The 21,880-nt window shown below is 56.5% G+C and carries 27 protein-coding genes and 1 pseudogene; 20 read left to right on the forward strand and 8 right to left on the reverse strand.

What is annotated here, in order from left to right:
- Positions 1 to 223 precede the first annotated feature (223 nt).
- The 3 genes and pseudogenes from AC3WRD_RS12390 to AC3WRD_RS12400 form a co-directional block, all read left to right on the forward strand.
- Positions 224 to 1,363, forward strand: coding sequence for a polymorphic toxin type 44 domain-containing protein (locus tag AC3WRD_RS12390; RefSeq protein WP_102621541.1), 1,140 nt, complete (start codon positions 224 to 226; stop codon positions 1,361 to 1,363).
- The gene (locus tag AC3WRD_RS12395) at positions 1,350 to 1,760 is read left to right on the forward strand and encodes a hypothetical protein (RefSeq protein WP_102621542.1); all 411 of its coding nucleotides are present in this window, start codon (positions 1,350 to 1,352) and stop codon (positions 1,758 to 1,760) included. Before AC3WRD_RS12390 ends, AC3WRD_RS12395 begins: the two co-directional genes overlap by 14 nt.
- Before the next feature lie 204 nt (positions 1,761 to 1,964).
- Positions 1,965 to 2,109, forward strand: a pseudogene (locus AC3WRD_RS12400) (integrase core domain-containing protein); the annotation flags it as partial.
- Between the two features lie 738 nt (positions 2,110 to 2,847).
- Here the strand turns inward: AC3WRD_RS12400 and AC3WRD_RS12405 are convergent.
- On the reverse strand, positions 2,848 to 3,105 hold the full coding sequence (locus AC3WRD_RS12405; protein ID WP_096821263.1) for a hypothetical protein: 258 nt from the start codon (positions 3,103 to 3,105) through the stop codon (positions 2,848 to 2,850).
- 458 nt (positions 3,106 to 3,563) lie between these two features.
- Here AC3WRD_RS12405 and AC3WRD_RS12410 point away from each other — a divergent pair, with 458 nt between their 5' ends.
- On the forward strand, positions 3,564 to 4,019 hold the full coding sequence (locus tag AC3WRD_RS12410) for a DUF2214 family protein (RefSeq protein WP_102621543.1): 456 nt from the start codon (positions 3,564 to 3,566) through the stop codon (positions 4,017 to 4,019).
- Positions 4,020 to 4,237: 218 nt separating this feature from the next.
- On the opposite strand, the gene csrA is transcribed toward AC3WRD_RS12410, so the two are convergent.
- On the reverse strand, positions 4,238 to 4,432 hold the full coding sequence (gene csrA / locus AC3WRD_RS12415; RefSeq protein ID WP_003179932.1) for a carbon storage regulator CsrA: 195 nt from the start codon (positions 4,430 to 4,432) through the stop codon (positions 4,238 to 4,240).
- Between the two features lie 250 nt (positions 4,433 to 4,682).
- Here csrA and AC3WRD_RS12420 point away from each other — a divergent pair, with 250 nt between their 5' ends.
- Both AC3WRD_RS12420 and AC3WRD_RS12425 read left to right on the forward strand, forming a co-directional pair.
- Entirely contained in the window at positions 4,683 to 5,051 is a 369-nt protein-coding gene (locus AC3WRD_RS12420) for a penicillin-binding protein activator LpoB (protein WP_102621544.1), read from the forward strand.
- Between the two features lie 87 nt (positions 5,052 to 5,138).
- Positions 5,139 to 6,050 carry a siderophore-interacting protein gene (locus AC3WRD_RS12425; protein ID WP_102621545.1) on the forward strand — a complete coding sequence of 304 codons (912 nt, stop codon included), beginning with the start codon at positions 5,139 to 5,141 and terminating at the stop codon, positions 6,048 to 6,050.
- A 54-nt stretch (positions 6,051 to 6,104) separates the two neighbouring features.
- On the opposite strand, the gene AC3WRD_RS12430 is transcribed toward AC3WRD_RS12425, so the two are convergent.
- The 3 genes from AC3WRD_RS12430 to AC3WRD_RS12440 all read right to left on the reverse strand — a co-directional run bounded on the left by AC3WRD_RS12430 (position 6,105) and on the right by AC3WRD_RS12440 (position 8,357).
- On the reverse strand, positions 6,105 to 6,794 hold the full coding sequence (locus AC3WRD_RS12430) for an endonuclease (protein WP_096821267.1): 690 nt from the start codon (positions 6,792 to 6,794) through the stop codon (positions 6,105 to 6,107).
- Between the two features lie 4 nt (positions 6,795 to 6,798).
- Positions 6,799 to 7,089: a DUF1654 domain-containing protein gene (locus tag AC3WRD_RS12435; RefSeq protein ID WP_096821268.1), complete on the reverse strand. Its 291-nt coding sequence runs from the start codon at positions 7,087 to 7,089 to the stop codon at positions 6,799 to 6,801.
- A 179-nt stretch (positions 7,090 to 7,268) separates the two neighbouring features.
- Positions 7,269 to 8,357, reverse strand: a complete 1,089-nt coding sequence (locus AC3WRD_RS12440; protein WP_085712019.1) for an asparaginase — start codon at positions 8,355 to 8,357, stop codon at positions 7,269 to 7,271.
- Positions 8,358 to 8,705: 348 nt separating this feature from the next.
- Between AC3WRD_RS12440 and AC3WRD_RS12445 the strand changes: the two genes are divergently transcribed.
- The 8 genes from AC3WRD_RS12445 to AC3WRD_RS12480 all read left to right on the forward strand — a co-directional run bounded on the left by AC3WRD_RS12445 (position 8,706) and on the right by AC3WRD_RS12480 (position 16,339).
- Complete coding sequence (locus AC3WRD_RS12445) at positions 8,706 to 9,155, forward strand: hypothetical protein (RefSeq protein ID WP_102621546.1); 450 nt, start codon at positions 8,706 to 8,708, stop codon at positions 9,153 to 9,155.
- A gap of 202 nt (positions 9,156 to 9,357) precedes the next feature.
- Positions 9,358 to 10,317 carry a sugar ABC transporter substrate-binding protein gene (locus AC3WRD_RS12450; RefSeq protein ID WP_085712021.1) on the forward strand — a complete coding sequence of 320 codons (960 nt, stop codon included), beginning with the start codon at positions 9,358 to 9,360 and terminating at the stop codon, positions 10,315 to 10,317.
- A 55-nt stretch (positions 10,318 to 10,372) separates the two neighbouring features.
- Entirely contained in the window at positions 10,373 to 11,926 is a 1,554-nt protein-coding gene (locus AC3WRD_RS12455; RefSeq protein ID WP_085732496.1) for a sugar ABC transporter ATP-binding protein, read from the forward strand.
- On the forward strand, positions 11,923 to 12,900 hold the full coding sequence (locus AC3WRD_RS12460; RefSeq protein WP_102621547.1) for an ABC transporter permease: 978 nt from the start codon (positions 11,923 to 11,925) through the stop codon (positions 12,898 to 12,900). Before AC3WRD_RS12455 ends, AC3WRD_RS12460 begins: the two co-directional genes overlap by 4 nt.
- A gap of 3 nt (positions 12,901 to 12,903) precedes the next feature.
- Entirely contained in the window at positions 12,904 to 13,923 is a 1,020-nt protein-coding gene (locus AC3WRD_RS12465; RefSeq protein WP_102621548.1) for a LacI family DNA-binding transcriptional regulator, read from the forward strand.
- A 24-nt stretch (positions 13,924 to 13,947) separates the two neighbouring features.
- Positions 13,948 to 14,865 (forward strand): ribokinase, encoded by a 918-nt coding sequence (gene rbsK / locus AC3WRD_RS12470; protein ID WP_102621549.1) that lies wholly within the window; start codon positions 13,948 to 13,950, stop codon positions 14,863 to 14,865.
- The gene (gene rbsD / locus AC3WRD_RS12475) at positions 14,862 to 15,266 is read left to right on the forward strand and encodes a D-ribose pyranase (RefSeq protein ID WP_096821273.1); all 405 of its coding nucleotides are present in this window, start codon (positions 14,862 to 14,864) and stop codon (positions 15,264 to 15,266) included. Before rbsK ends, rbsD begins: the two co-directional genes overlap by 4 nt.
- Positions 15,267 to 15,310: 44 nt before the next feature.
- The gene (locus AC3WRD_RS12480; protein ID WP_096821274.1) at positions 15,311 to 16,339 is read left to right on the forward strand and encodes a nucleoside hydrolase; all 1,029 of its coding nucleotides are present in this window, start codon (positions 15,311 to 15,313) and stop codon (positions 16,337 to 16,339) included.
- A 33-nt stretch (positions 16,340 to 16,372) separates the two neighbouring features.
- On the opposite strand, the gene AC3WRD_RS12485 is transcribed toward AC3WRD_RS12480, so the two are convergent.
- Positions 16,373 to 16,585: a hypothetical protein gene (locus tag AC3WRD_RS12485; RefSeq protein WP_085712027.1), complete on the reverse strand. Its 213-nt coding sequence runs from the start codon at positions 16,583 to 16,585 to the stop codon at positions 16,373 to 16,375.
- 131 nt (positions 16,586 to 16,716) lie between these two features.
- Here AC3WRD_RS12485 and AC3WRD_RS12490 point away from each other — a divergent pair, with 131 nt between their 5' ends.
- Both AC3WRD_RS12490 and AC3WRD_RS12495 read left to right on the forward strand, forming a co-directional pair.
- Positions 16,717 to 17,022, forward strand: coding sequence for a hypothetical protein (locus AC3WRD_RS12490; RefSeq protein ID WP_102621550.1), 306 nt, complete (start codon positions 16,717 to 16,719; stop codon positions 17,020 to 17,022).
- A 166-nt stretch (positions 17,023 to 17,188) separates the two neighbouring features.
- Positions 17,189 to 17,506 (forward strand): I78 family peptidase inhibitor, encoded by a 318-nt coding sequence (locus AC3WRD_RS12495; protein ID WP_102621551.1) that lies wholly within the window; start codon positions 17,189 to 17,191, stop codon positions 17,504 to 17,506.
- 72 nt (positions 17,507 to 17,578) lie between these two features.
- Here the strand turns inward: AC3WRD_RS12495 and AC3WRD_RS12500 are convergent, their stop codons facing one another.
- Together AC3WRD_RS12500 and AC3WRD_RS12505 are read right to left on the reverse strand one after the other, a co-directional pair.
- Positions 17,579 to 17,791, reverse strand: coding sequence for a cold-shock protein (locus tag AC3WRD_RS12500; protein ID WP_003179963.1), 213 nt, complete (start codon positions 17,789 to 17,791; stop codon positions 17,579 to 17,581).
- Positions 17,792 to 18,083: 292 nt separating this feature from the next.
- Positions 18,084 to 18,383 carry a hypothetical protein gene (locus AC3WRD_RS12505; protein WP_096821277.1) on the reverse strand — a complete coding sequence of 100 codons (300 nt, stop codon included), beginning with the start codon at positions 18,381 to 18,383 and terminating at the stop codon, positions 18,084 to 18,086.
- 382 nt (positions 18,384 to 18,765) lie between these two features.
- Here AC3WRD_RS12505 and thrS point away from each other — a divergent pair, with 382 nt between their 5' ends.
- The 4 genes from thrS to rplT are packed head-to-tail and all read left to right on the forward strand — an operon-like array spanning position 18,766 to position 21,879.
- Positions 18,766 to 20,688, forward strand: a complete 1,923-nt coding sequence (gene thrS, locus AC3WRD_RS12510) for a threonine--tRNA ligase (protein ID WP_096821278.1) — start codon at positions 18,766 to 18,768, stop codon at positions 20,686 to 20,688.
- Positions 20,688 to 21,239, forward strand: coding sequence for a translation initiation factor IF-3 (gene infC, locus AC3WRD_RS12515; RefSeq protein WP_170929410.1), 552 nt, complete (start codon positions 20,688 to 20,690; stop codon positions 21,237 to 21,239). Before thrS ends, infC begins: the two co-directional genes overlap by 1 nt.
- A gap of 60 nt (positions 21,240 to 21,299) precedes the next feature.
- Positions 21,300 to 21,494: a 50S ribosomal protein L35 gene (rpmI, locus tag AC3WRD_RS12520; protein WP_002553160.1), complete on the forward strand. Its 195-nt coding sequence runs from the start codon at positions 21,300 to 21,302 to the stop codon at positions 21,492 to 21,494.
- 28 nt (positions 21,495 to 21,522) lie between these two features.
- A complete protein-coding gene (rplT, locus tag AC3WRD_RS12525) occupies positions 21,523 to 21,879 on the forward strand; it encodes a 50S ribosomal protein L20 (RefSeq protein ID WP_007913489.1) in 357 nt (118 codons plus the stop codon).
- The last annotated feature ends 1 nt before the right edge of the window (position 21,880 follow it).

Below are 21,880 nucleotides of genomic sequence, written 5' to 3' on the forward strand. Positions count from 1 at the left end.
GATAACTGAATGTGCGATGTCATATCCGATATAAGCACATTGCCTCCACTCAGCATGCCTGGCTTGAGCCGGTATCCTCCGCATCTAGGTGAATGACACGGAACGCGGGAACATTCAGTAGGGCTTTTGGGATTTGTCCTACAGCCATTGCTCGAGCTTCCCGCTAGCGTCGACGCTGCCAAGCTACTGGCTGAGACTTTTCACAACGAGTCAAGGATGATCAATGATTTCCTCTGCACGATTGGGTGACAAGCATGTCTGCCCAATGCCAGGTCATGGCACCACCCCGATTGCCTCAGCTAGTGGCGACGTGAATATCAACTTCATGGGTTCTGCACGTGTTGGCGATACCTGTGGGTGTGGCGCTGTTATCACTACCGGGTTTCCCTCGATTCAAGTGAACGGGCGGCCTATGGCCCATTTGGGCAGTCCCACAAGCCATGGCGGAACAATCATCACCGGATCAGGCGATGTCGGTGGCGGATTTGTAATGGGGGACGCAGGCGGTGCAACAATCATCAACTTCATGGCGCTGGGAGCCTTCCGGCCAGATGGCTCAGTGGACGATGAGAAGATGGCGACCTTACTCGCTGATCCAAATTTGAAAGAAAAAGCCTTGGCGGCGAACGCCTTGGTTGATCCACAGGCAAAGGCAGAGAAACCTGAAGAAAAAGACCAACCGGAAGCGTCTACCACATGCAACGACCCGGACATGATGGAGCAACTGGCCAATTACATCGCTGGTGAAATGAACCGCAATATCAAAGACCCAGCAGTCTTGGAAATGAAAGAACTAAACAGCTTCGATCCAGAGGCGGAAAGCAAGAAATTTATGGAGTTGCCGCTCTACCTGCGTCTAGGCCAAGACCCGCAGTTCGACAGCATGGCACTCGGAAAGAAGGTCAAGGCATTCGCCATCTGGACGGAGCGAGTCGGGCAGGATCGCCCATGGGATCACAAACCGAAACTAATAAAGCTTTTTGGTGCCAATCCTTGGCACAAGCAGGGAGCCTATGACTATTTCTACGACATTTGGTCGAACATCCATTATGGGTATGTAGGTGTAGCCGGTGGTCTTTCAGATAGTGTGCTGCTGGATGGTGCCGGTGTTGAGCAAATAGGCTCCGACCTGTATCGGCAGGCGCGAAACTCTGAGAGATTCAAAGGCCCACGCAGAACAGAAGGCGTTGAAGGGATGCGGGCATGGGATGATGTTCCTGACAGGGTTTCCATTATCATCGGGATGAACCTCTACAAGGAGTACCCGAACGGTGGTGTCACCGCACAAATCGTCATGGACAAGGTGTTGGCGGTGCCAATAGCCGAATGGGCTACAGGGGTTCAAAAGCATGTCTGCAAGTAAGAAAAGACCGCTACACATAGGACGGTGGGGTGCCCTATTGCTGGTTGCAGCGGTTGTGGTCTGGTACTACGCACCGCCGAAGGTCTATGTCTTCTATTCGAAAGATGGCACCGAGGAAATGAGCTACGTCCTGAACACACAACATACTATTGTTCGGGGCGACTTGCGTCCGGGCGAGACAACTGGAGACGTTGGACACATCTTTCCCAATGAAGAGTTTTTTATGAGACTCGACTGGTGGAGCGACAATGGCCGTAGTCACTGTATCAACATCACGCCCAAATGGCCGACGACGGAAATTCACATCGACCGTAACGGCGATATCGACAACAGCGAAGGCAGTGGTACGGATTCTGATCGCTTGAGGCAGTGCGTTGCGGGCTCGGCGAAACCATAAGCTGATATTTTCAGAATCTGCCCCCGCCGTTTCGGGATGTTGCACAGGGTAGGGAGCGGTCTACGCGCCAAATTAAAAAGCATTTGGTGGCCCGCCCACACCAAAGGACTGTCATCCTGCTCGGCGGTTAAACTGAAGGTGTGAGCGAGCGAAGTGAGTCTGCCGTAATCGCTCCAGCCAGTTCCTGGCCCCCGCCAAACACAGGACTTGATGCAGGCGAAAAAGATGGTGAGAGAGTTGGTCTCGATCTACAACCACGAGCGTCCGCACCTGTCTTTGAAATACAAAACGCCCGATGCAACGCATCGGGCGTTGGGGTGAAAAAGGTGTAAACCTATTTCAGGACTAGACACTGCGATTTGCAAAGCGCCGCCTCGAGCGTCAGCTCGGAGCACATCTTTATGTGCTCCACCGCCTTATTCGTTTTCATCATTTTGGTTGTCGGCCGCGGTAGGCGAGGCCGACGATTAGCGCATGGCTAGTATTTTTCTGGGCATGTGAAGCCCCAGCCATTTATGACCAAGTCCTTTATTTCTTCGCCGGTCGTCGAGATGACCAGGCACCTATTGTTTTTTTTGTAATTGAATTCGCAGTACTGCACCCCTTGTGTGCATCGCTCTACCTCTACCACGCCTCTTCTTTTGAGCAGGATCTCAGTGCCAATTAGCTCTGTCTCGTTTGTGATATATGGTTTCCAGCCATGATTGATCAGCTCTTTTCGAGCACTTAAAAAAGACATTCCCTTTGTGATGGGTACATCCGTTGCGTTTGCAAATGAGCTTACGCAGCAAAGGATCATGCAGGAAATACGATGTGGCTTCATTTCGTGACACCGCAAAACTTTCTATAGATGGTTGACGCCTCGTCATATGGCATACGCCGCTGGCTTGGTCGAGGGTAAGTGGAAATGCTTCCCTGCGCTCGACTGTCTTGTGTGTCGTGGTTTCGAGATCACCTTCGACGATTGGATCAATTGCATGGACAACTCGAAGTATTTCAGTAGCGGTCAAATCCTGAGTGTGGGGTATAAAGCCAGCTAACCCCATTGCTTCAATACCCTACGTCTTCCATGCAGGCAGCGCCATCTTCACTGCTTTGGCTCTTTGGTGGTTTCTTTCGAGCCGCTTGAGCTGGCTGAATCCTTGTCGGTTTCATGCGACTCGGCTCCGGAGTTTGACCCGGATGCTTCTTCACCTTTTTTGTCAGCCTTGTCTTCTTTGGAATCTGATCCACCTTGGTTCACTCCGGGAATGGCGGCAGGTGGTACGGCAGATCCGGCAATGGAGACGATAGGGCTCGCCGACAAAAGACCAGCAAAGGCTAGTGCTGCGATTTTTCTGTTCATCGACCAATCCTCAGTTCAGGGTATCTGCTTGTTGGAGGGGTGGACGAGATGAGCGTGCGGCTTGGGTGACGGGCGGCTAAAAGGGTTTGCTTGCTGGCGATGGTTTTTCCACAAAGCCATACGGTGAGCCAGATCCTGGCAGACCATAAAAATAATGTGGATATTGAATGGCTTACGATTTTATTGAACCAACCGGTTATCAAAAATACGTTGTTACATAATGAAAATATCAGTAATATCCGCCCCGCGTTCACCACCACGGTTTATGCATTTTTAAATCCCAAGCTTCCATCAGCTGCTTGGGATTTTTTTTGCCTGCGATTTACCTCTCCCCAGGCTTTCGTCCTGCCGACTCCCTCAACCCGAGCGCCTTTCTGGCGCGGCATCGGGCAAGTCCACACTTTTTCGACTACTACTGTCTGGCCGATTTTTCATCTCAGTCTGACGGGGGTTCATCGATGCTGTTTCATTGGTTTCTTGCTGCGGTTCATCTGCTGGCATTTGCCCTGGGGTTCTGGGCCGTCCTGACACGCGGAACGGCATTCAGCCGCCTGGCTGCCGGGGCTGGTGAGGTTCGGCGGGTTCTGCTCGCTGACAACCTATGGGGGATATCTGCGCTGGTGCTGCTGATCACAGGTGGCATGCGAGCTTTTGGCGGTTATGAAAAGGGCGCCGATTACTATCTGCATCAGCCGCTGTTCCATTTGAAGATGACGCTGTTTGTGCTGATTCTGCTTCTGGAGCTCGCACCGATGATTACGTTGATCAAATGGCGCGTCGGTCAGGCGCGCGGAACGCCCCTCGACACTGGGCGGGCCAAGGTGTTTGCACGAATCAGTCATGCCGAAGCGCTGTTGCTGGTTCTGATGGTGATAGCAGCCACCGGGATGGCGCGTGGGGTGACGTTCGGCTAGGCGGGCGCGATTCCCTGCTTTTATTCGGAAACGTCCGACAGCCAGCCATTGAAATGATGGTTAGTATCGGTTGCGAAGAAGGAGGGGGAGGGAGTTGCAGCAGGAGGGGAAATAGCCTGCGCCGTCACCAATGAGGTGGGGGATGGCAATACGGCGCTCGGATCTTTAGCCAGTCATTACGCGAAGGTGAACGGACTGGCTACTGACTGCGGCAGGGCTCAGGGGGTTTGTGGCTTGTCCGGTGCGGTCAGGCCAGCCTGAATGCGCTGGTAGATCTCTTCGCGGTGTACGGCAACGTTCTTTGGCGCGTTGATGCCGATGCGAACCTGTTGGCCGCTTACGCCGAGGATGGTGATCGTAATGTCATCACCAATGTTTATGCTTTCACCGACTTTGCGGGTGAGTATCAGCATGGTCTTCTCCTTGATTGCTTTGTAGGGCACCTGATTCAGACAGTGCAGAGGTCGGTGGTACGTATAGATTAGTGCGAAGTCTCACGGTTTGGGTGCCTCTTTCTGACGCGCAGATGCGGCATTAATTCCCAGCGCGTAACTATACAGGTGCTGCATTCATCAATCTCGTTGTTTTGTGCCCATTTTGCGGGGCTCTGGAAGTATTCGCGAATGTTAAGATCTCCCTTTCGAGAATTCAGAGGGAAGCGTTGTGCGCAAATTGGTCTGGGTAGTCGCAGCACTGGCATTGGCGGGATGTGGTGAAGGCAAGAGCGTGGATGCGCAAAAACCAAAATCGGTAGCGGTGGCAGCGCCGGCAGCCGTGTCCGGGCCGCAGTGGGATCTGGAGGTGCGCGGTGAAACGCCTCAGGCTGTCAGTGATCTTAGCGGGTGGTTGATCGAGCATGCGTTTATCGCCAATGTCATCAAGGATGCCAGCGGGAAAACCCGGATCCTGCTGGGGCCATTCAATTCCAAGGCCGAAGCCGATGCGAAACAGGCTGATGTGAATGCGGCGCTGATCAAGGCGAAAAAGCAGAACATCGAGACGCTGGTGATCGAACGTACCGCAGCGCAATAAGCATTCCTTTCAGCGGAGCTGACTAAAGGGAGTCCGGTGTGATTCGTTTTTACAGGAGTCACCGAAAATTCTCAGAAGGAGCTCCGCATGGCCTCCGCCAACCCCTACAAGTTGTTCGACGTCGTTTTACGTCACAAGCGTCAGCTGAGCCCGCATCTCATGCGGATTACGCTCGCCAGCCCGGCTGTTGCCGAGATGGCAACCTGGGCGCCTGATCAGCGCGTCAAACTGTTTTTCCCGGCTGCGGACGGTTCGCCAGCCCGGCTCTCTCAGGGTGAGGGTTGGTACGCTCGTTTCCGCTCAATGCTGGCGGATCGGCGCCCGGCGATGCGCACCTATACCATTCGTCATTTGCGTGCCGATCAGGGCGAAGTCGACATCGACTTTGTACTGCATGGCGAAACCGGGCCGGCTTCGCGCTGGGCTCTTCGGGCGCAGCCGGGCGAGTCGATGCAGATTCTTGCGCCCGATTGCCGGTTCTCGGCCGAAGAGGCGGGTGGCTTTGAATGGAGGCCTCCGCAAACCCTCCAGCAGCTTTTGCTGGTCGCCGACTCAACGGCATTGCCCGCCGCGATGGGGATTATCGAGGAGCTGGCAGCGCTTGCACAACCACCCCAGACTCAAGTGTTCTTCGAGGTCGACAGTGCCCAGGACATGCTTGCAGTCCCGGACTGGCGTGGCCTTTCGGTGCAGTGGTTGATCCGAGAGCGGGCGGGAGCGACGATTGCCGGGACACTGATGGTGGAGGCGGTGCGAAAGGCGGCGCTACCTGTCGACGCATCGATGGTCAATCAGGCTATAGAGCTGGCTGACGTCGATATCGATCAGGAGATTCTCTGGGAAATCGCTGAAACCGCCACTGACGGTTTCTATGGCTGGGTCGCCGGTGAGTCCGCTGCGGTCATGAATTTGCGCAGATACCTGATCAAGGAGCGCGGTATTCCTCGCGAATCACTCAATCTGATGGGCTACTGGCGTTACAACAAACCCGGCAGCTAACCACAAAAAAGGCCTCGAGCTTGCAGCGCGAGGCCTTTTCTTTTGCGCGAACGATCAGCCGCAGGCTTTCATGTTCACCGGCCCGACAAACTCGTTGCCGCGACCCATCACGCACGCCACGCTCTGATTGCGCTGGCGCTCCCAGTCTTGCACCGGGTACGTCTTGTCCCACGCTTCATACAATTGGCGATCCTGCTTCGACAGGCGCAAGCCGTATTGCTTGCTCATGTAGAAATAGGTGCGAGCGATCATGCCGCGAATCGAAGGGCGGGGCATGACCTTCTTCGCCTTGAAGTCGACCTGGGTCAGGCAGGAACCATACTGACCCTTTTCGACCGGTAGCCAACCGTAACTGAAGTTGCTGCGATCACCATTGACCTCGCCGATGCTGGGTACCAGGTTGTGCAGGTCGGCTTCGGCTTTCTGGTAGCTCGGGTCATAGCGTGTGCAATTCTTGCGTCCGCCGTCCTGCCAGCACTGGCGCTGATGGCCGAACTCCCAAGCCGGGACAATGTGTTCCCACTCAATGCGGGAGGCGCGCTTGGCATTTTTACGCGGTACATATCCGCAAGCGGCCAGGTCGACCTTGTTGCCCGTGTATTTGCACCCGCAATAAAACTCGGTGGATTGTGGGGCGTACAGCTTCCAGGCGACTTTCTTGGCCTCGTTGAATGTGCGGGGCGCGCCAGCGTGGGCGCCTAGAGAAATGAACAGTAAAAGCAAAGCAAAAAAACGGACAATCATTGAGTCAATCTTCCTTCGGTACAACCCAGAAAATCTGCACGCCACCATCGTCTCGATAGGCGAGGGTGACGTTGTCGTTCTCGTCGATCTCTTCCAGCAGGCGCTCCCACTCATCCATCGGTTCATCCGGGAGACGGAAGATCAGAGCGGCTTTGGCTTTTTGTGCGGTGGGGGAGTTGATGATCTTTTGGACACGCATGCCCATGCGTTCGTAAGCATCGGGAGCATCAGAGGAAGTGGCCACGAGGTTATCCTTATTAAGCTGTACGTGCATACAGTATTTAACTGTAAGCATTTTCGCAACTGCTTAAAAATCAAGAAAATCCTCTGACAGCGGTTTTCCGGTTTTGATGTGGCTCATCCGAAATATTTGTGCAGGAAAGGTGCGAAGGCGGTGTAGGCAATTGCACCACCCGCCAAAGCGGCGAGTGGTGAGAGAAGTGCCCGGTCAGGATGAGACCGGGCGAGGGTGAATCAGTACTCCCAGAACATCCGTTGCAGCTCTTTGCTGTCGTTGGTTTTGGTCAGGGCGACCATCGCCAGGATGCGGGCCTTCTGCGGGTTCAGGTCGTGAGCCACGACCCAGTCGTACTTGTCGTCAGGCTGTTCGGCGTTACGCAGAACGAAGCCGCCGGCATTGACATGGGAAGAACGAATGATCTGAACGCCATCCTTGCGCAGGGCTTGCAGGGCCGGGACGACGCGAGAAGACACCGAGCCGTTGCCGGTGCCGGCGTGGATGATGGCTTTGGCGCCGGATTGAGCCAGGGCTTTGTAGGCGGTGTCGCCGACATTGCCGTAGGAATAGGCGATTTCTACGTCGGGAAGGCTCTTGATGTTCTTGATGTCAAATTCCGAATCCATGGTGTGGCGCTTGGCTGGCAAGCGGAACCAGTAGGACTTGCCTTCGACCACCATGCCCAGCGGGCCCCATGGGCTCTTGAACGCTTCGGTCTTGATGTTGATCATCTTGCTGACGTCGCGGCCGGACTGGATTTCATCATTCATGGTCACCAGTACGCCCTTGCCGTGGGCTTCTTTGCTGCTGGCGACGGCGACTGCGTTGTACAGGTTGAGCATGCCGTCCGCCGACATGGCGGTGCCTGGGCGCATCGAGCCGACAACGATGATCGGCTTGTCGGTTTTCTCCACCAGGTTCAGGAAGTAGGCGGTTTCTTCCAGGGTGTCGGTGCCGTGGGTGATGACGATGCCATCGACGTCTTTGCTGTCGGCCAGTTCGGATACGCGGCGACCCAGTTGCAGCAGGTTTTCATTGGTGATGCTTTCCGACGCGATCTGCATGACTTGCTCGCCACGCACATTCGCCAGTTTGCTCAGCTCAGGGATGCCGGCGATCAATTGTTCGATACCAACCTTGGCGGCCTGATAGGTAGCGCTGTTGGCCGCACTGGCGCCAGCACCGGCAATGGTGCCGCCTGTGGCAAGGACCACCACGTTGGCCAGTTTGGTCTGGGTTTCGACTTCTTTTGCCTGAAGGGCGGAGGGCAGGAGCAGCAACAGGGCCAAAGCGCCCGGAACCAATGTGTTGAAAGCAGATTTCATTATTTTTCTCTCTAGTAGTGAGACGGTGCTGGTGCAGGTTCATCTAGATGCGCCCCGGGCCGATCTGAATGCCAGGGGTGCAGGGAGGGAGCAGGATCTGTACCAGCCGTACTTTGCTTTAGAGAAATGTTTAACTTGATGATTTATATCAATATTTTATGAGTTGACGAGTTTCTGGCTGAATCGTTTATCCGGTATTCCGAACAAGGAAGGTTTTCGTGTTCGGCTCTCCGAAAAGGACTACGTCTTTTGCAGGGCAAGTGAGGTTGCCGGATTTGGATTCTCTGCTAAAGAAAGCTTCCCACAGGCCGATGGGTGTTAAAGGAATCTGGAATTGAGGGAGTTCACATGTCACTGACGATCGGTTTTTCAAACCCCGGTGCCGTCACCATCGGCGGCAAAACCGCAGCAACGATCAATGCGATGAGTGAAGCGCAAGCGGATGCTTCAACCGAGGCGCTGGGCACAGAAAAACCAGAGAGCAATCAGGTCAAGACCGGCGGTCCCGCACAAGAAGGCAGCAAGGCTGAAGGGGAAGGCGATAACCTGAGCCTCACCGTCAAGATGTTGCTGAAGCGGATGCAGGAATTACAGAAGCAATTGCAAGAGCAGCAACAGCGACTGGCCGCGGCACAAGCCGCGAGCTATCCGACTCCGGAAGCGAAGTCGCAGGCGGTCATGGCCGTTCAGGGGGAGATCGCTCAAACAAGCGGTGCGCTGTTGGAAGTCTCGGCTGCTCTGGTCAAGGAAATGTCCAAGGGTTCGTCTGGCGGCAACCTGGTCAACACCACGGCTTGAGCATTCAAGGGGCGAATATGCAGATTCGCCCTACAATCAAAACCGATTTCTGATTGTTGACAAATAGGGGCAGGGTTCGCATAGTTCGGTCTACGCAAACGTTTGCGCGGCCTTCGCGATGAGTTGAACTCGTCGTGGAACGCAGCGAAGCTTACGCCAGCGCAAGCGTTGCTCACAATAATCATAAGATCGGAGTGAACTCATGAAGCTGCCATTCGCTGGACGTCTTCTCGCTGTCGCCATGTTGGCTGCCGCATCCGCCGCACTGCCCGTCTCTTCGGCTTTCGCCGAGTCCCCGGAAAAACCAAAAGTCGCACTGGTCATGAAGTCCCTGGCCAACGAATTCTTCCTCACCATGGAAGACGGCGCCAAGGCTTACCAGAAAGAACACTCCGCCGATTTCGACCTGATCTCCAACGGCATCAAGGACGAAACTGACACAGCAGGCCAGACCCGCATCGTCGAGCAGATGATTCTGGCGAAGGTCAATGCACTGGTGATCGCGCCTTCTGACTCCAAGGCCATGGTGCCGGTGATCAAGAAAGCCGTCGATGCCGGTATCACTGTGATCAACATCGACAACCAACTCGATCCGGCTGTCATCAAAAGCAAAAATATCTCCGTACCGTTCGTAGGCCCGGATAACCGCAAGGGTGCACGTCTGGTGGGCGAGTACCTGGCCAAGCAACTGAAGGCCGGTGACGAAGTCGGCATCATCGAGGGCGTTTCCACAACGACCAACGCCCAGCAGCGTACCGCTGGTTTCAAGGATGCGATGGAAGCCGCGCAGATCAAGGTTGTTTCCCTGCAGTCCGGCGATTGGGAAATCGACAAGGGCAACAAAGTAGCCGCGTCGATTCTCAGCGAGTACCCGGACGTCAAGGCACTGCTGGCCGGTAACGACAGCATGGCCGTCGGCGCTGTGTCCGCTGTGCGTGCTGCCGGCAAGGCCGGGCAGGTACAAGTGGTCGGTTACGACAACATCAACGCCATCAAGCCGATGCTGCAGGATGGTCGTGTCCTGGCAACCGCCGATCAGTTCGCCGCCAAACAGGCCGTGTTCGGCATCGAGACCGCGCTGAAAATCATCAAGGGCGAGAAAGTCGACAGTGGCGCCAACGGCGTCATCGAAACCCCGGTCGAGCTGGTCACCAAGAAGTAGTCCTTCGGCGACACAATGGCGCTCGTCCGTCCGGGCGAGCGCATGGAGAGTTTTTATGTCAGTTTCCGCCCCGAACGCTGTCCTCTCGGTCAGCGGTATCGGTAAGACCTATGCGCAGCCGGTGCTCACCGGCATCGACTTGACGCTGATGCGCGGTGAAGTGCTGGCGCTGACCGGCGAGAACGGTGCCGGTAAAAGTACCCTGTCGAAGATCATTGGTGGCTTGGTAACCCCGACCACCGGGCAGATGCAGTTCCAGGGAAAGGAGTATCGCCCCGGTAGCCGTACCCAGGCCGAAGAGCTTGGCGTGCGCATGGTCATGCAAGAACTCAATCTGCTGCCGACCCTTTCGGTGGCGGAAAACCTGTTTCTCGACAACCTGCCGAGCAACGGCGGCTGGATCAGTCGCAAACAACTGCGCAAAGCTGCAATCGAGGCAATGGCTCAGGTCGGCCTGGATGCCATCGACCCGGACACGCTGGTCGGTGAGCTGGGCATCGGTCACCAGCAAATGGTCGAGATTGCGCGCAACCTGATCGGTGATTGCCATGTGCTGATCCTCGACGAGCCGACCGCGATGCTCACCGCTCGCGAAGTCGAAATGCTCTTCGAGCAGATCACCCGGCTGCAGGCGCGCGGCGTTGCGATCATCTACATCTCCCACCGCCTTGAAGAGCTGGCTCGCGTTGCGCAGCGTATCGCCGTGTTGCGTGACGGCAACCTTGTTTGCGTCGAGCCGATGGCCAACTACAACAGCGAGCAACTGGTCACCCTGATGGTCGGTCGCGAACTGGGCGAACACATGGACATGGGCCCGCGCAATATCGGTGCCCCAGCGCTGACGGTCAAAGGCCTCACTCGCTCCGACAAGGTGCGCGATGTGTCCTTCGAAGTGCGCGCCGGTGAGATTTTTGGCATTTCCGGATTGATCGGGGCGGGGCGCACGGAGCTGTTGCGCCTGATCTTCGGCGCCGATCTCGCCGACAGCGGAAGCGTTGCTCTCGGTTCGCCGGCGCAGGTAGTGAGTATCCGCTCGCCGGTCGACGCGGTGCGTAACGGCATTGCCCTGATCACTGAAGACCGAAAGGGTGAAGGCCTGCTGCTGAGCCAGTCGATCAGCGCCAACATTGCTCTGGGCAATATGCCGGAAATTTCCAGCGGTGGTTTCGTCAACAATGGTGACGAAATCTCTCTGGCCAAACGGCAGATCGACGCCATGCGCATCCGCAGTTCGAGCCCGACTCAACTCGTATCCGAATTGTCCGGCGGCAACCAGCAGAAAGTGGTGATCGGCCGCTGGCTGGAGCGCGACTGTTCGGTGTTGTTGTTCGATGAGCCGACTCGCGGTATCGACGTCGGTGCCAAGTTCGACATTTATAACCTGCTCGGCGAGTTGACCCGGCAGGGCAAGGCGCTGGTGGTGGTCTCCAGCGACTTGCGCGAGTTGATGCTGATCTGCGACCGCATCGGGGTGCTGTCGGCGGGGCGTCTGATCGACACGTTCGAGCGTGACAGCTGGACCCAGGATGACTTGCTTGCCGCCGCGTTCGCCGGCTACCAAAAACGTGATGCGTTGCTCAACGAAGCAGCGCCTAGGGATCTCCCATGAAAACTGCATCTTCTGCCGGTAAACGTAGTGGCAACTTCTACGGCCTGGGTACTTACTTGGGCCTGGCCGGTGCCTTGCTGGCGATGGTTGCGCTGTTCTCGGTCATGAGCAGCCACTTCCTGTCGTACAACACCTTCAGCACCCTGGCCAACCAGATCCCCGACCTGATGGTGTTGGCGGTGGGCATGACGTTCGTGCTGATCATCGGCGGGATCGACCTGTCGGTGGGTTCGGTGCTGGCGCTTGCGGCATCGACCGTCAGCGTGGCGATTCTGGGCTGGGGCTGGAGTGTCTTGCCGGCTGCGCTGCTTGGCATGGCAGTGGCGGCACTGGCCGGCACGGTGACTGGCTCGATCACGGTCGCCTGGCGAATTCCGTCGTTTATCGTTTCGCTCGGTGTGCTGGAAATGGCCCGGGGCCTGGCCTATCAGATGACCGGTTCGCGTACCGCCTACATCGGTGATTCATTCGCCTGGCTGTCAAACCCGATTGCTTTCGGCATTTCGCCGTCGTTCATCATTGCCTTGCTGGTGATCTTCGTTGCTCAGGCGGTGTTGACCCGGACCGTGTTCGGTCGCTACCTGATCGGTATCGGTACCAATGAGGAAGCGGTGCGGCTGGCGGGCATCAACCCAAAACCGTACAAGATTCTGGTGTTCAGCCTGATGGGGCTGCTGGCCGGCATCGCGGCGCTGTTCCAGATTTCCCGTCTGGAAGCTGCCGACCCGAACGCCGGTTCAGGCCTTGAGCTGCAAGTCATCGCAGCTGTGGTGATTGGCGGTACCAGTCTGATGGGCGGCCGTGGTTCGGTCATCAGTACGTTCTTCGGCGTCTTGATCATCTCCGTGCTGGCGGCCGGTCTGGCGCAGATCGGCGCAACCGAGCCGACCAAGCGCATCATCACCGGCGCAGTGATCGTCATCGCGGTAGTGCTCGATACGTATCGTAGCCAACGCGCAAGCCGGCGGGGCTGAGACATGGCGACGATCAAGGATGTGGCGGCGCTTGCAGGGATTTCCTACACGACCGTCTCCCATGTTGTGAACAACACCCGGCCGGTGAGTCAGGAGGTGCGGCTGAAAGTCGAGGCGGCGATCAAGAGCCTCGATTACGTGCCAAGTGCCGTCGCCCGATCGCTGAAGGCCAAGACGACTGCCACCATTGGCTTGCTCGTGCCCAACAGCCTCAATCCGTACTTTGCCGAACTGGCGCGCGGGATCGAGGATTACTGTGAGCGTAATGGTTACTGCGTGATTCTCTGCAACTCCGACGACAATCCGGAAAAACAGCGCAGCTATCTGCGGGTGTTGCTGGAGAAGCGCATCGATGGCTTGATCGTGGCCTCCGCTGGCGGTGACAGTGGTCTGGTGCAGGGGCTGGCCGGGGTGAAGACGCCGATGGTAATCGTTGACCGGGGTCTGGAAGGTGTGGACGCCGATCTCGTGCGCATCGACCATGAATATGGTGCCTATCTGGCAACGAGGCACCTGATCGAGCTTGGACATCGTGATATCGCCACCATTGGCGGTCCGGCGAGCACCAGTGTTGCGCAAATGCGTCAGGCCGGATTTTGCCGTGCCTTGAAAGAGGCGGGTATTGAAGTGCCGCCATCGCGGATGCTGGAAAGCGATTTCACCAGCACGGGCGGCTATAACGCAGCTGCGGCTCTGCTTGAGCGCAGCCCTCCGAGCGCAATCTTTGCCGGCAACGACATGATCGGCATTGGTGTGCTGCGGGCGGCTGCCGAGCGCAATGTGCGCGTGCCCGCGGAGTTGTCGGTGATCGGCTTCGACGATATCCAGATGAGCCGTTACGTGTATCCGGCGCTGACCACTGTTGGTCAGTCGATCCTGCAACTGGGAGAGATGGCGGCAGAAGTGTTGCTGCGAAGAATTGCTACCCCGGATCTGGCCACTGATCAGCGGATCGTGACCCCGAGTATTGTCTTGCGAGAGTCGACTGCGCCGCTGGCTGGCGTGTTTACCGAATATCGCTGAAACCGAATTGATGAGTAGTGATGTATGCCCGCAAATGTAGTGGTAATTGGCAGCCTGAACATGGACCTGGTCACCCGGGCGCCTCGTTTGCCCCGGGGGGGCGAGACACTGATCGGTCATTCGTTCGCCACTGTGTCGGGTGGCAAGGGTGCCAATCAGGCGGTGGCGGCTGCCCGGTTGGGCGCGCAGGTGTCGATGATCGGTTGTGTCGGCAATGACGACTATGGCGTGCAATTGCGCGAGGCATTGCTGGCCGAGCAGATCGATTGCCAGGCGGTCAGCGTCGTCGAGGACTCCAGTGGCGTGGCGCTGATTGTGGTCGATGACAACAGTCAGAATGCGATCGTCATCGTCGCCGGGGCCAACGGCTCGATGACGCCAGCGGTGATCGACCAGTTCGACGCGGTGCTGCAGGCGGCGGATGTCATCATTTGTCAGCTGGAAATTCCCGATGCTACCGTCGGTCATGCGCTCAAGCGCGGTCGCGAACTGGGCAAGACAGTGATCCTGAACCCGGCCCCGGCCAGCCGTCCGCTACCGGCAGACTGGTTTGCCTCCATCGACTACCTGATTCCCAATGAAAGCGAGGCTGCCGCCCTCAGCGGTTTGCCGGTGGACTCGCTGCAAAGCGCTGAAAAAGCGGCTGCTCAGCTGATTTCCATGGGCGCCGGCAACGTAATCGTCACGCTGGGTGCTCAGGGAGCATTGTTCGCCAATGGTGCGGGTTACCAGCATTTTCCTGCACCCAAAGTGAAGGCGGTCGATACCACGGCTGCCGGGGATACCTTCGTCGGCGGTTTCGCGGCAGCGCTGGCCGCTGGCAAAACCGAAGCCGAGGCCATTCGTTTTGGTCAGATAGCTGCGGCGCTGTCGGTTACTCGAGCGGGTGCCCAGCCGTCCATTCCTACTTCATCCGACGTACAGGCGTTCAAACCCGCATGAAAAAGACTCCTTTGCTCAATATCGCGCTGTCCCGGCTTGTCGCCTCCCTTGGTCATGGCGACATGGTCGTGATCGGTGACGCCGGCTTGCCCGTGCCGCCGGGCGTCGAGTTGATCGACCTCGCGCTGACCCACGGCGTTCCGGATTTCGTCAGCACCTTGAAGGTCGTGCTCAGCGAAATGCAGGTGGAGAGTCATGTGCTCGCCCAGGAAATCTTCGACAAACAACCCACTGCGCTGGCTTCGCTGGACGCATTGAATGAAGAAGGTGCAATCGGGCGACGCGATCTGCTCAGTCACGAGCAATTCAAGGTTCTCAGCCGACAGGCGCGAGCGATTGTTCGTACAGGCGAATGTCAGCCGTACTGCAACATCGTGCTGGTGGCCGGGGTAACATTTTAATCGGGTTCAGTCCCTTTCAATTTCAAATGCACAAGGAATGCGCCATGCACCGCTATGCTCAAAAAATGCACCAACTGATCCGGAGTCTTCTGCTTTTGTCCGTGATAACCGCGACCGGCGCCCAGGCGGCGGAAAAGATCGATCTGATCATCGACACCGATCCGGGTGCCGATGATGTGGTGGCTCTGTTGTTTGCTCTGGCATCGCCAGAGGAACTGAATATTCGCGCGCTGACCACCGTGGCTGGCAACGTGCGTCTCGACAAGACCTCTCGCAATGCGCGACTGGCCCGTGAGTGGGCAGGGCGCGAAGAGGTGCCGGTCTACGCCGGCGCACCGAAACCGTTGATGCGCACGCCGATCTACGCCGAGAACATCCATGGCAAGGAAGGCCTGTCGGGTGTCACCGTGCACGAACCGAAAAAAGGCCTGGCTGAAGGCAATGCGGTCAACTACCTGATCGACACCCTGAAAAAAGCCAAGCCGCACAGCATCACCATTGCCATGCTTGGGCCACAAACCAACCTGGCACTGGCGCTGATCCAGGAGCCGGAAATCGTTCAGGGCATCAAGGAAGTGGTCATCATGGGCGGCGCCCATTTCAACGGCGGTAACATCACGCCAGTGGCCGAGTTCAACCTGTATGCCGATCCGCAAGCGGCTGAAGTCGTGCTCAAAAGCGGCGTGAAACTGACTTACCTGCCGCTGGATGTGACCCACAAGATCCTCACCAGCGATGCACGCCTGAAACAGATCGCGGCGCTGAACAACAATGCGAGCAAGATTGTCGGCGACATCCTCAACGAGTACATCAAGGGCGATATGGAACACTACGGTATTCCGGGTGGCCCGGTGCATGACGCCACGGTCGTGGCTTACCTGCTCAAGCCGGAGCTGTTCACCGGCCGTTCGGTGAACGTGGTGGTCGACAGCCGTGAAGGTCCGACCTTCGGGCAGACCATCGTCGACTGGTATGACGGCCTGAAAGCCCCGAAAAATGCCTTCTGGGTGGAAAATGGTGATGCTCAGGGCTTCTTCGATCTGTTGACCGAACGCCTGAAGCGTCTGAAGTAAGCGACAGGCCCGCAGGTGCCAGCCTGCGGGCCTTTATTCTTTCTCGATGTCCGATGTGCCTTTGAAGTCATCCGGATACTTCTCGAACAGCTGTGCGATAAATGATTGCGCGGCTTGCGTTCCCAGTGTCTTGACCAGCAGGTCGATGCTGATCAATGCCAGTTCCTCCGGGCTGCCCGGACTGTAAGAACTGTGCCCTTGTGGCCAGTGGGCCTTGATGTCGGCTGAGATGCTTACGGTCGTCATGATGGGGCTCGGAAGGTCACGGGATTGGAGTCTTGAGTTAACCACTTTGTCCGGCGTTTGGCACTGCGACTTAGGCATGAGCGCAGGGCTATGCGACACTTGGTCGTCTCCGAAAAACCAAGGACTGAGCTGTGCAGATCGATTTGAATTCCCCCGGCGGCCTGACGCTGGACGCTGTGCGTCTGTTGCTGGCTTCAGCCCGTGACGACGAGCACACCCAGTTGCGTGTGACCAAGGGCGGCATTGCCTATATCTCTTCGGGCGTCACGGGTGGTCAGGATATCGACGGGCTGTCGTTTCGCCTGGAAACCTGGGCCAAGGGCTCGGGATACGTGGGCAACGTCGCGGCCAGCGACGAGGTCTGGGTGATGCAGATATTCAATGCGCTCAAGGACAACTGGCCGAACCCGCCCTATGACTACATTGACGTCTACTGAGCGCCGTTCATATTCAGTGACGATTGTGTGATGAAGTATCAGGCGTAGCTCAGGCAAACTCGCCGTTTTTCTGATCGTGGGGCAGGGGAGTGGCGCAAGTCATGAAACCAAACGCTGTATCGGCGGTCGCACGATGTTCGCTCAACTATTGAAAAAAGGAGGCTTCATGCCTTGGAAGCTCGCGTCACTGGGTACTCTGATGGCGGTTGCCATGCTGGCTGGCTGCAACACAACCTCCAGTGAGTCGCAGAAGGATCCCGTGGCGGCCGAAACCGGTCACAGTCGTTGCGAGGCAACAGCTGCAGAGTTCACCGTCGGCAAAAAGGCTTCGCCGGAATTGCTGGAGCAGGCGCGCAAAAAAGCCGGCGCGCAGAATGCCCGGTTCCTCAAGCCTGACGACATGATCACCCTGGAATACCGTTCTGATCGGCTGAACCTCAATACCGACAGCAATCTGGTGATTACCCGGGCCAGCTGCGGCTGAGTCGCACAGGCTTTTGTAGTGCCCATAAAAAACCCCGTCACATGGACGGGGTTTTTTTAGTGCGCCGAGAAATTACTCTGGGCGAACTTGTGCAGCTTGCATACCCTTTTGGCCTTTCTCAGCCACGAAGGAAACGGTCTGGCCTTCTTTCAGGCTTTTGAAACCGTCGGATTCGATAGCTTTGAAGTGTACGAACAGGTCGTCACCGCCACCTTGAGGAGTGATGAAGCCGAAGCCTTTTTCATCGTTGAACCATTTAACGGTGCCGGTTTGGCGATTAGACATGGTGTATCTCCAAGAAACATATATTTTCAGTAGTACTGTGCTGCTCAGGCCAACTGGGCACACCGGAGTATCATAGTCGAAATGTTCGCTTTGGTAGCCCCCCGGACGTGCTGTTTGCTTTCATATTGCGGATGTTTCGACATTCTGAATGGCTACAACCCCCGGTTTCAGCGGCTTTCAGCCGAAACGAAGGGGTGTAAAAAAAGCTATAAAACCTGCGTAAAATATCGGATTCAGGGTCATTTTGACCGATTCCGGCCTGCAGAGCGCCCGCAAATCCCTTCGTCACAGATTATTTCTGCACTCGGCAAACCGAGATTTCTTTCAGTGCGCGCTGGCCCAGCTCGCCGCTTGGCGGGGTGTTCTTGTCCATCAGTTGAGCGATTTCCTGGGAGGTGAATTTCTTCTCCAGAACGTCGGCACCGCAGGTGCAGTGCTGCTTGGCCACGGTCGGGTTGACGCTTTGGCTGGCGGCTTTGGTGCAGTCATTCATGTATTGCTCTTTCACGCCCGCAGGCCAGGCAGCCTGAGCGCTCAGCGGCAGCAGCATTGCCAGGGGAGCCGCGAAGGCGAAAAGTCGGATAAGGCGCATGTCTGAAACTCCTTGGTTTGAGTAATTCGGGGTAATTCTCAGCCCATTTGAGGTTAGTCGTACATCTCAAGTTCACCGCGCACCGTTAAAATGAGCAATCAGGGGCTGGCTCAATTCGTTCGCTGCTGTGACCGTTCATCTGTGCTAGGATGCCCGACTCGGGCGTTCGCAGGCTCCGGATGACCTTCAGTCCCGGAAGCGGCGGCGTACGAATACTCTGATTTGAATCCCAGTCACTCTGGTTCGGTTTTCCGGTTGGCCGCAAGGCTCCTGCCGCTGTAAGGCAGGCGTTCGTCATTGAATGGCCTGGATCGGATCTTGTACTGGCTCATCCCAACCCACGTGACCTTTGGTAGGGGTCACCACTAGGAGAGGAGGCGCCATGCCAACTATTACTCTTCCCGACGGCAGTCAACGTTCATTCGATCACCCTGTTTCCGTAGCCGAGGTCGCCGCCTCTATCGGTGCAGGCCTGGCCAAGGCCACCCTGGCCGGCAAGGTCAACGGCAAGCTGGTCGACGCCTGCGACATCATCGACAGCGACGCAACGCTGCAAATCATCACGCCAAAGGATGAAGAGGGGCTGGAGATCATTCGCCACTCTTGCGCCCACCTGGTTGGCCATGCGGTCAAGCAGTTGTACCCGACGGCCAAAATGGTCATCGGTCCGGTCATTGACGAAGGCTTCTATTACGACATCGCCTTCGAGCGTCCTTTTACGCCGGACGACATGGCGGCCATCGAACAGCGCATGCAACAGCTGATCGATACCGATTACGACGTCATCAAGAAAGTCACTCCGCGTGCCGAAGTGATCGAAGTGTTCAAGGCTCGCGGCGAAGACTACAAGCTGCGCCTGGTCGAGGACATGCCGAATGAGCAGGCCATGGGCCTGTACTATCACGAAGAATACGTCGACATGTGCCGCGGTCCGCACGTGCCGAACACCCGCTTCCTGAAGTCCTTCAAGTTGACCAAGCTGTCCGGCGCCTACTGGCGCGGTGATGCCAAGAACGAGCAATTGCAGCGCGTTTACGGCACCGCTTGGGCTGACAAGAAGCAGCTGGCTGCCTACATCCAGCGAATCGAAGAAGCTGAAAAGCGCGATCACCGCAAGATCGGCAAGCGCCTGGGCCTGTTCCACACCCAGGAAGAAGCGCCGGGCATGGTGTTCTGGCACCCGAATGGCTGGACTCTGTACCAGGTACTCGAGCAGTACATGCGCAAGGTGCAGCGCGATAATGGCTATCTCGAGATCAAGACGCCGCAAGTCGTTGACCGTAGCCTGTGGGAAAAGTCCGGGCATTGGGCCAACTACGCCGACAACATGTTCACAACCGAGTCGGAAAGCCGCGACTACGCGATCAAGCCGATGAACTGCCCTTGCCACGTGCAAGTGTTCAATCAGGGGCTGAAGAGCTACCGCGAACTGCCGATGCGTCTGGCCGAGTTCGGTGCCTGCCACCGTAACGAGCCATCGGGTGCGCTGCACGGCATCATGCGTGTGCGTGCGTTCACCCAGGACGACGCCCACATTTTCTGCACCGAAGAGCAGATGCAGGCCGAATCCGCCGCGTTCATCAAGCTGACCATGGATGTTTACCGCGACTTCGGCTTCACCGACGTCGAGATGAAACTGTCCACTCGTCCGGAAAAACGCGTTGGTTCCGACGAGCTGTGGGATCGCGCCGAAGCTGCTTTGGCCGCGGCCCTTGATAGCGCGGGCCTTCCGTACGATCTGCAGCCGGGCGAGGGCGCTTTTTATGGTCCGAAGATCGAGTTCTCGCTGAAAGATTGCCTCGGTCGCGTGTGGCAATGTGGTACTTTGCAGCTCGATTTCAACCTGCCAGTGCGTCTTGGTGCCGAATACGTCTCCGAAGACAACAGCCGCAAGCATCCGGTCATGTTGCACCGTGCGATCCTCGGTTCGTTCGAGCGTTTCGTCGGGATTCTGATCGAGCACTACGAAGGTGCATTCCCTGCGTGGCTGGCGCCAACCCAGGCAGTGATCATGAATATCACTGATAAACAGGCAGATTTTGTTGCTCAGGTCGAAAAAACTCTCAACGAAAGCGGGTTTCGTGCCAAGTCTGACTTGAGAAATGAAAAGATCGGCTTTAAAATCCGCGAGCATACTTTGCTCAAGGTTCCATATCTCTTGGTTATTGGGGATAAGGAAGTCGAGATGCAGACTGTCGCTGTGCGTACTCGTGAAGGTGCTGACCTGGGCTCGATGCCCGTCGCCCAGTTCGCTGAGTTTCTCGCGCAAGCGGTTTCCCGGCGTGGTCGCCCAGATTCGGAGTAATTATTATTAAGCGTGAAATGAGACAAGATAAACGAGCTGCACCGAAAGCCCCGATCAACGAGAATATCTCGGCACGCGAGGTTCGGTTAATTGGCGCTGATGGCGAGCAGATTGGCATCGTCTCGATTGATGAAGCGCTTCGTATTGCTGAAGAAGCAAAGCTTGATCTGGTAGAAATCTCTGCAGACGCAGTCCCACCGGTTTGCCGTGTGATGGACTACGGCAAATCGATCTTCGAAAAGAAGAAGCAGATTGCTGCGGCGAAGAAGAACCAGAAGCAGATTCAGGTAAAAGAAATCAAGTTTCGTCCAGGGACGGAGGAAGGGGATTACCAGGTAAAACTGCGCAACCTGGTACGTTTCCTGAGTGACGGGGACAGGGCCAAGGTATCCTTGCGATTCCGCGGCCGTGAGATGGCCCACCAGGAGCTGGGGATGGAACTCCTCAAGCGGGTTGAAGCTGACCTGCTCGAGTACGGTTCGGTCGAACAGCATCCTAAGATGGAAGGACGCCAGCTGATCATGGTCATCGCCCCGAAAAAGAAGAAGTAATCAACAGGGCACGGCAGGCCTTCTGATTATGTTTATCAACTGAATGCGGAGTATCCGAACATGCCAAAGATGAAAACGAAAAGTGGTGCTGCTAAGCGGTTTCTGAAAACTGCTAACGGTATCAAGCACAAGCACGCTTTCAAGAGCCACATCCTGACTAAAATGTCGACCAAGCGTAAGCGTCAACTGCGCGGTAGCAGCTTGCTGCATCCGTCTGACGTGGCAAAAGTCGAGCGCATGCTGCGCCTTCGTTAATTTTAGTCAAGAATAGAGGAAGTAACTCATGGCTCGTGTAAAGCGTGGCGTCATTGCCCGTAAGCGTCACAAAAAAATTCTGAAACTTGCTAAAGGCTACTACGGTGCACGTTCGCGCGTATTCCGTGTTGCCAAGCAAGCGGTAATCAAGGCAGGCCAATACGCCTACCGTGACCGTCGTCAGAAAAAACGTCAGTTCCGCGCTCTGTGGATCGCTCGTATCAACGCTGGTGCTCGTGTTAACGGTCTGTCCTACAGCCGTTTCATCGCTGGCCTGAAAAAAGCGTCCATCGAGATCGACCGTAAGGTTCTGGCTGATCTGGCAGTGAACGAAAAAGCGGTGTTTGCCGCGATTGTCGAGAAAGCTAAAGCCACCTTGGCTTAAG

This window comes from Pseudomonas sp. FW215-R2, assembly GCF_058789255.1.

What these genes read in the sequence shown, in the direction of transcription:
- AC3WRD_RS12390 (WP_102621541.1), top strand. Translation starts at nt 224, where the DNA reads ATGATTTCCTCTGCACGATTGGGTGACAAGCATGTCTGCCCAATGCCA.
- AC3WRD_RS12395 (WP_102621542.1), top strand. Translation starts at nt 1,350, where the DNA reads ATGTCTGCAAGTAAGAAAAGACCGCTACACATAGGACGGTGGGGTGCC.
- AC3WRD_RS12405 (WP_096821263.1), bottom strand. Translation starts at nt 3,105, where the DNA reads ATGAACAGAAAAATCGCAGCACTAGCCTTTGCTGGTCTTTTGTCGGCG.
- AC3WRD_RS12410 (WP_102621543.1), top strand. Translation starts at nt 3,564, where the DNA reads ATGCTGTTTCATTGGTTTCTTGCTGCGGTTCATCTGCTGGCATTTGCC.
- csrA (WP_003179932.1), bottom strand. Translation starts at nt 4,432, where the DNA reads ATGCTGATACTCACCCGCAAAGTCGGTGAAAGCATAAACATTGGTGAT.
- AC3WRD_RS12425 (WP_102621545.1), top strand. Translation starts at nt 5,139, where the DNA reads ATGGCCTCCGCCAACCCCTACAAGTTGTTCGACGTCGTTTTACGTCAC.
- AC3WRD_RS12430 (WP_096821267.1), bottom strand. Translation starts at nt 6,794, where the DNA reads ATGATTGTCCGTTTTTTTGCTTTGCTTTTACTGTTCATTTCTCTAGGC.
- AC3WRD_RS12435 (WP_096821268.1), bottom strand. Translation starts at nt 7,089, where the DNA reads ATGCTTACAGTTAAATACTGTATGCACGTACAGCTTAATAAGGATAAC.
- AC3WRD_RS12440 (WP_085712019.1), bottom strand. Translation starts at nt 8,357, where the DNA reads ATGAAATCTGCTTTCAACACATTGGTTCCGGGCGCTTTGGCCCTGTTG.
- AC3WRD_RS12445 (WP_102621546.1), top strand. Translation starts at nt 8,706, where the DNA reads ATGTCACTGACGATCGGTTTTTCAAACCCCGGTGCCGTCACCATCGGC.
- AC3WRD_RS12450 (WP_085712021.1), top strand. Translation starts at nt 9,358, where the DNA reads ATGAAGCTGCCATTCGCTGGACGTCTTCTCGCTGTCGCCATGTTGGCT.
- AC3WRD_RS12455 (WP_085732496.1), top strand. Translation starts at nt 10,373, where the DNA reads ATGTCAGTTTCCGCCCCGAACGCTGTCCTCTCGGTCAGCGGTATCGGT.
- AC3WRD_RS12460 (WP_102621547.1), top strand. Translation starts at nt 11,923, where the DNA reads ATGAAAACTGCATCTTCTGCCGGTAAACGTAGTGGCAACTTCTACGGC.
- AC3WRD_RS12465 (WP_102621548.1), top strand. Translation starts at nt 12,904, where the DNA reads ATGGCGACGATCAAGGATGTGGCGGCGCTTGCAGGGATTTCCTACACG.
- rbsK (WP_102621549.1), top strand. Translation starts at nt 13,948, where the DNA reads ATGCCCGCAAATGTAGTGGTAATTGGCAGCCTGAACATGGACCTGGTC.
- rbsD (WP_096821273.1), top strand. Translation starts at nt 14,862, where the DNA reads ATGAAAAAGACTCCTTTGCTCAATATCGCGCTGTCCCGGCTTGTCGCC.
- AC3WRD_RS12480 (WP_096821274.1), top strand. Translation starts at nt 15,311, where the DNA reads ATGCACCGCTATGCTCAAAAAATGCACCAACTGATCCGGAGTCTTCTG.
- AC3WRD_RS12485 (WP_085712027.1), bottom strand. Translation starts at nt 16,585, where the DNA reads ATGACGACCGTAAGCATCTCAGCCGACATCAAGGCCCACTGGCCACAA.
- AC3WRD_RS12495 (WP_102621551.1), top strand. Translation starts at nt 17,189, where the DNA reads ATGCCTTGGAAGCTCGCGTCACTGGGTACTCTGATGGCGGTTGCCATG.
- AC3WRD_RS12500 (WP_003179963.1), bottom strand. Translation starts at nt 17,791, where the DNA reads ATGTCTAATCGCCAAACCGGCACCGTTAAATGGTTCAACGATGAAAAA.
- AC3WRD_RS12505 (WP_096821277.1), bottom strand. Translation starts at nt 18,383, where the DNA reads ATGCGCCTTATCCGACTTTTCGCCTTCGCGGCTCCCCTGGCAATGCTG.
- thrS (WP_096821278.1), top strand. Translation starts at nt 18,766, where the DNA reads ATGCCAACTATTACTCTTCCCGACGGCAGTCAACGTTCATTCGATCAC.
- rpmI (WP_002553160.1), top strand. Translation starts at nt 21,300, where the DNA reads ATGCCAAAGATGAAAACGAAAAGTGGTGCTGCTAAGCGGTTTCTGAAA.
- rplT (WP_007913489.1), top strand. Translation starts at nt 21,523, where the DNA reads ATGGCTCGTGTAAAGCGTGGCGTCATTGCCCGTAAGCGTCACAAAAAA.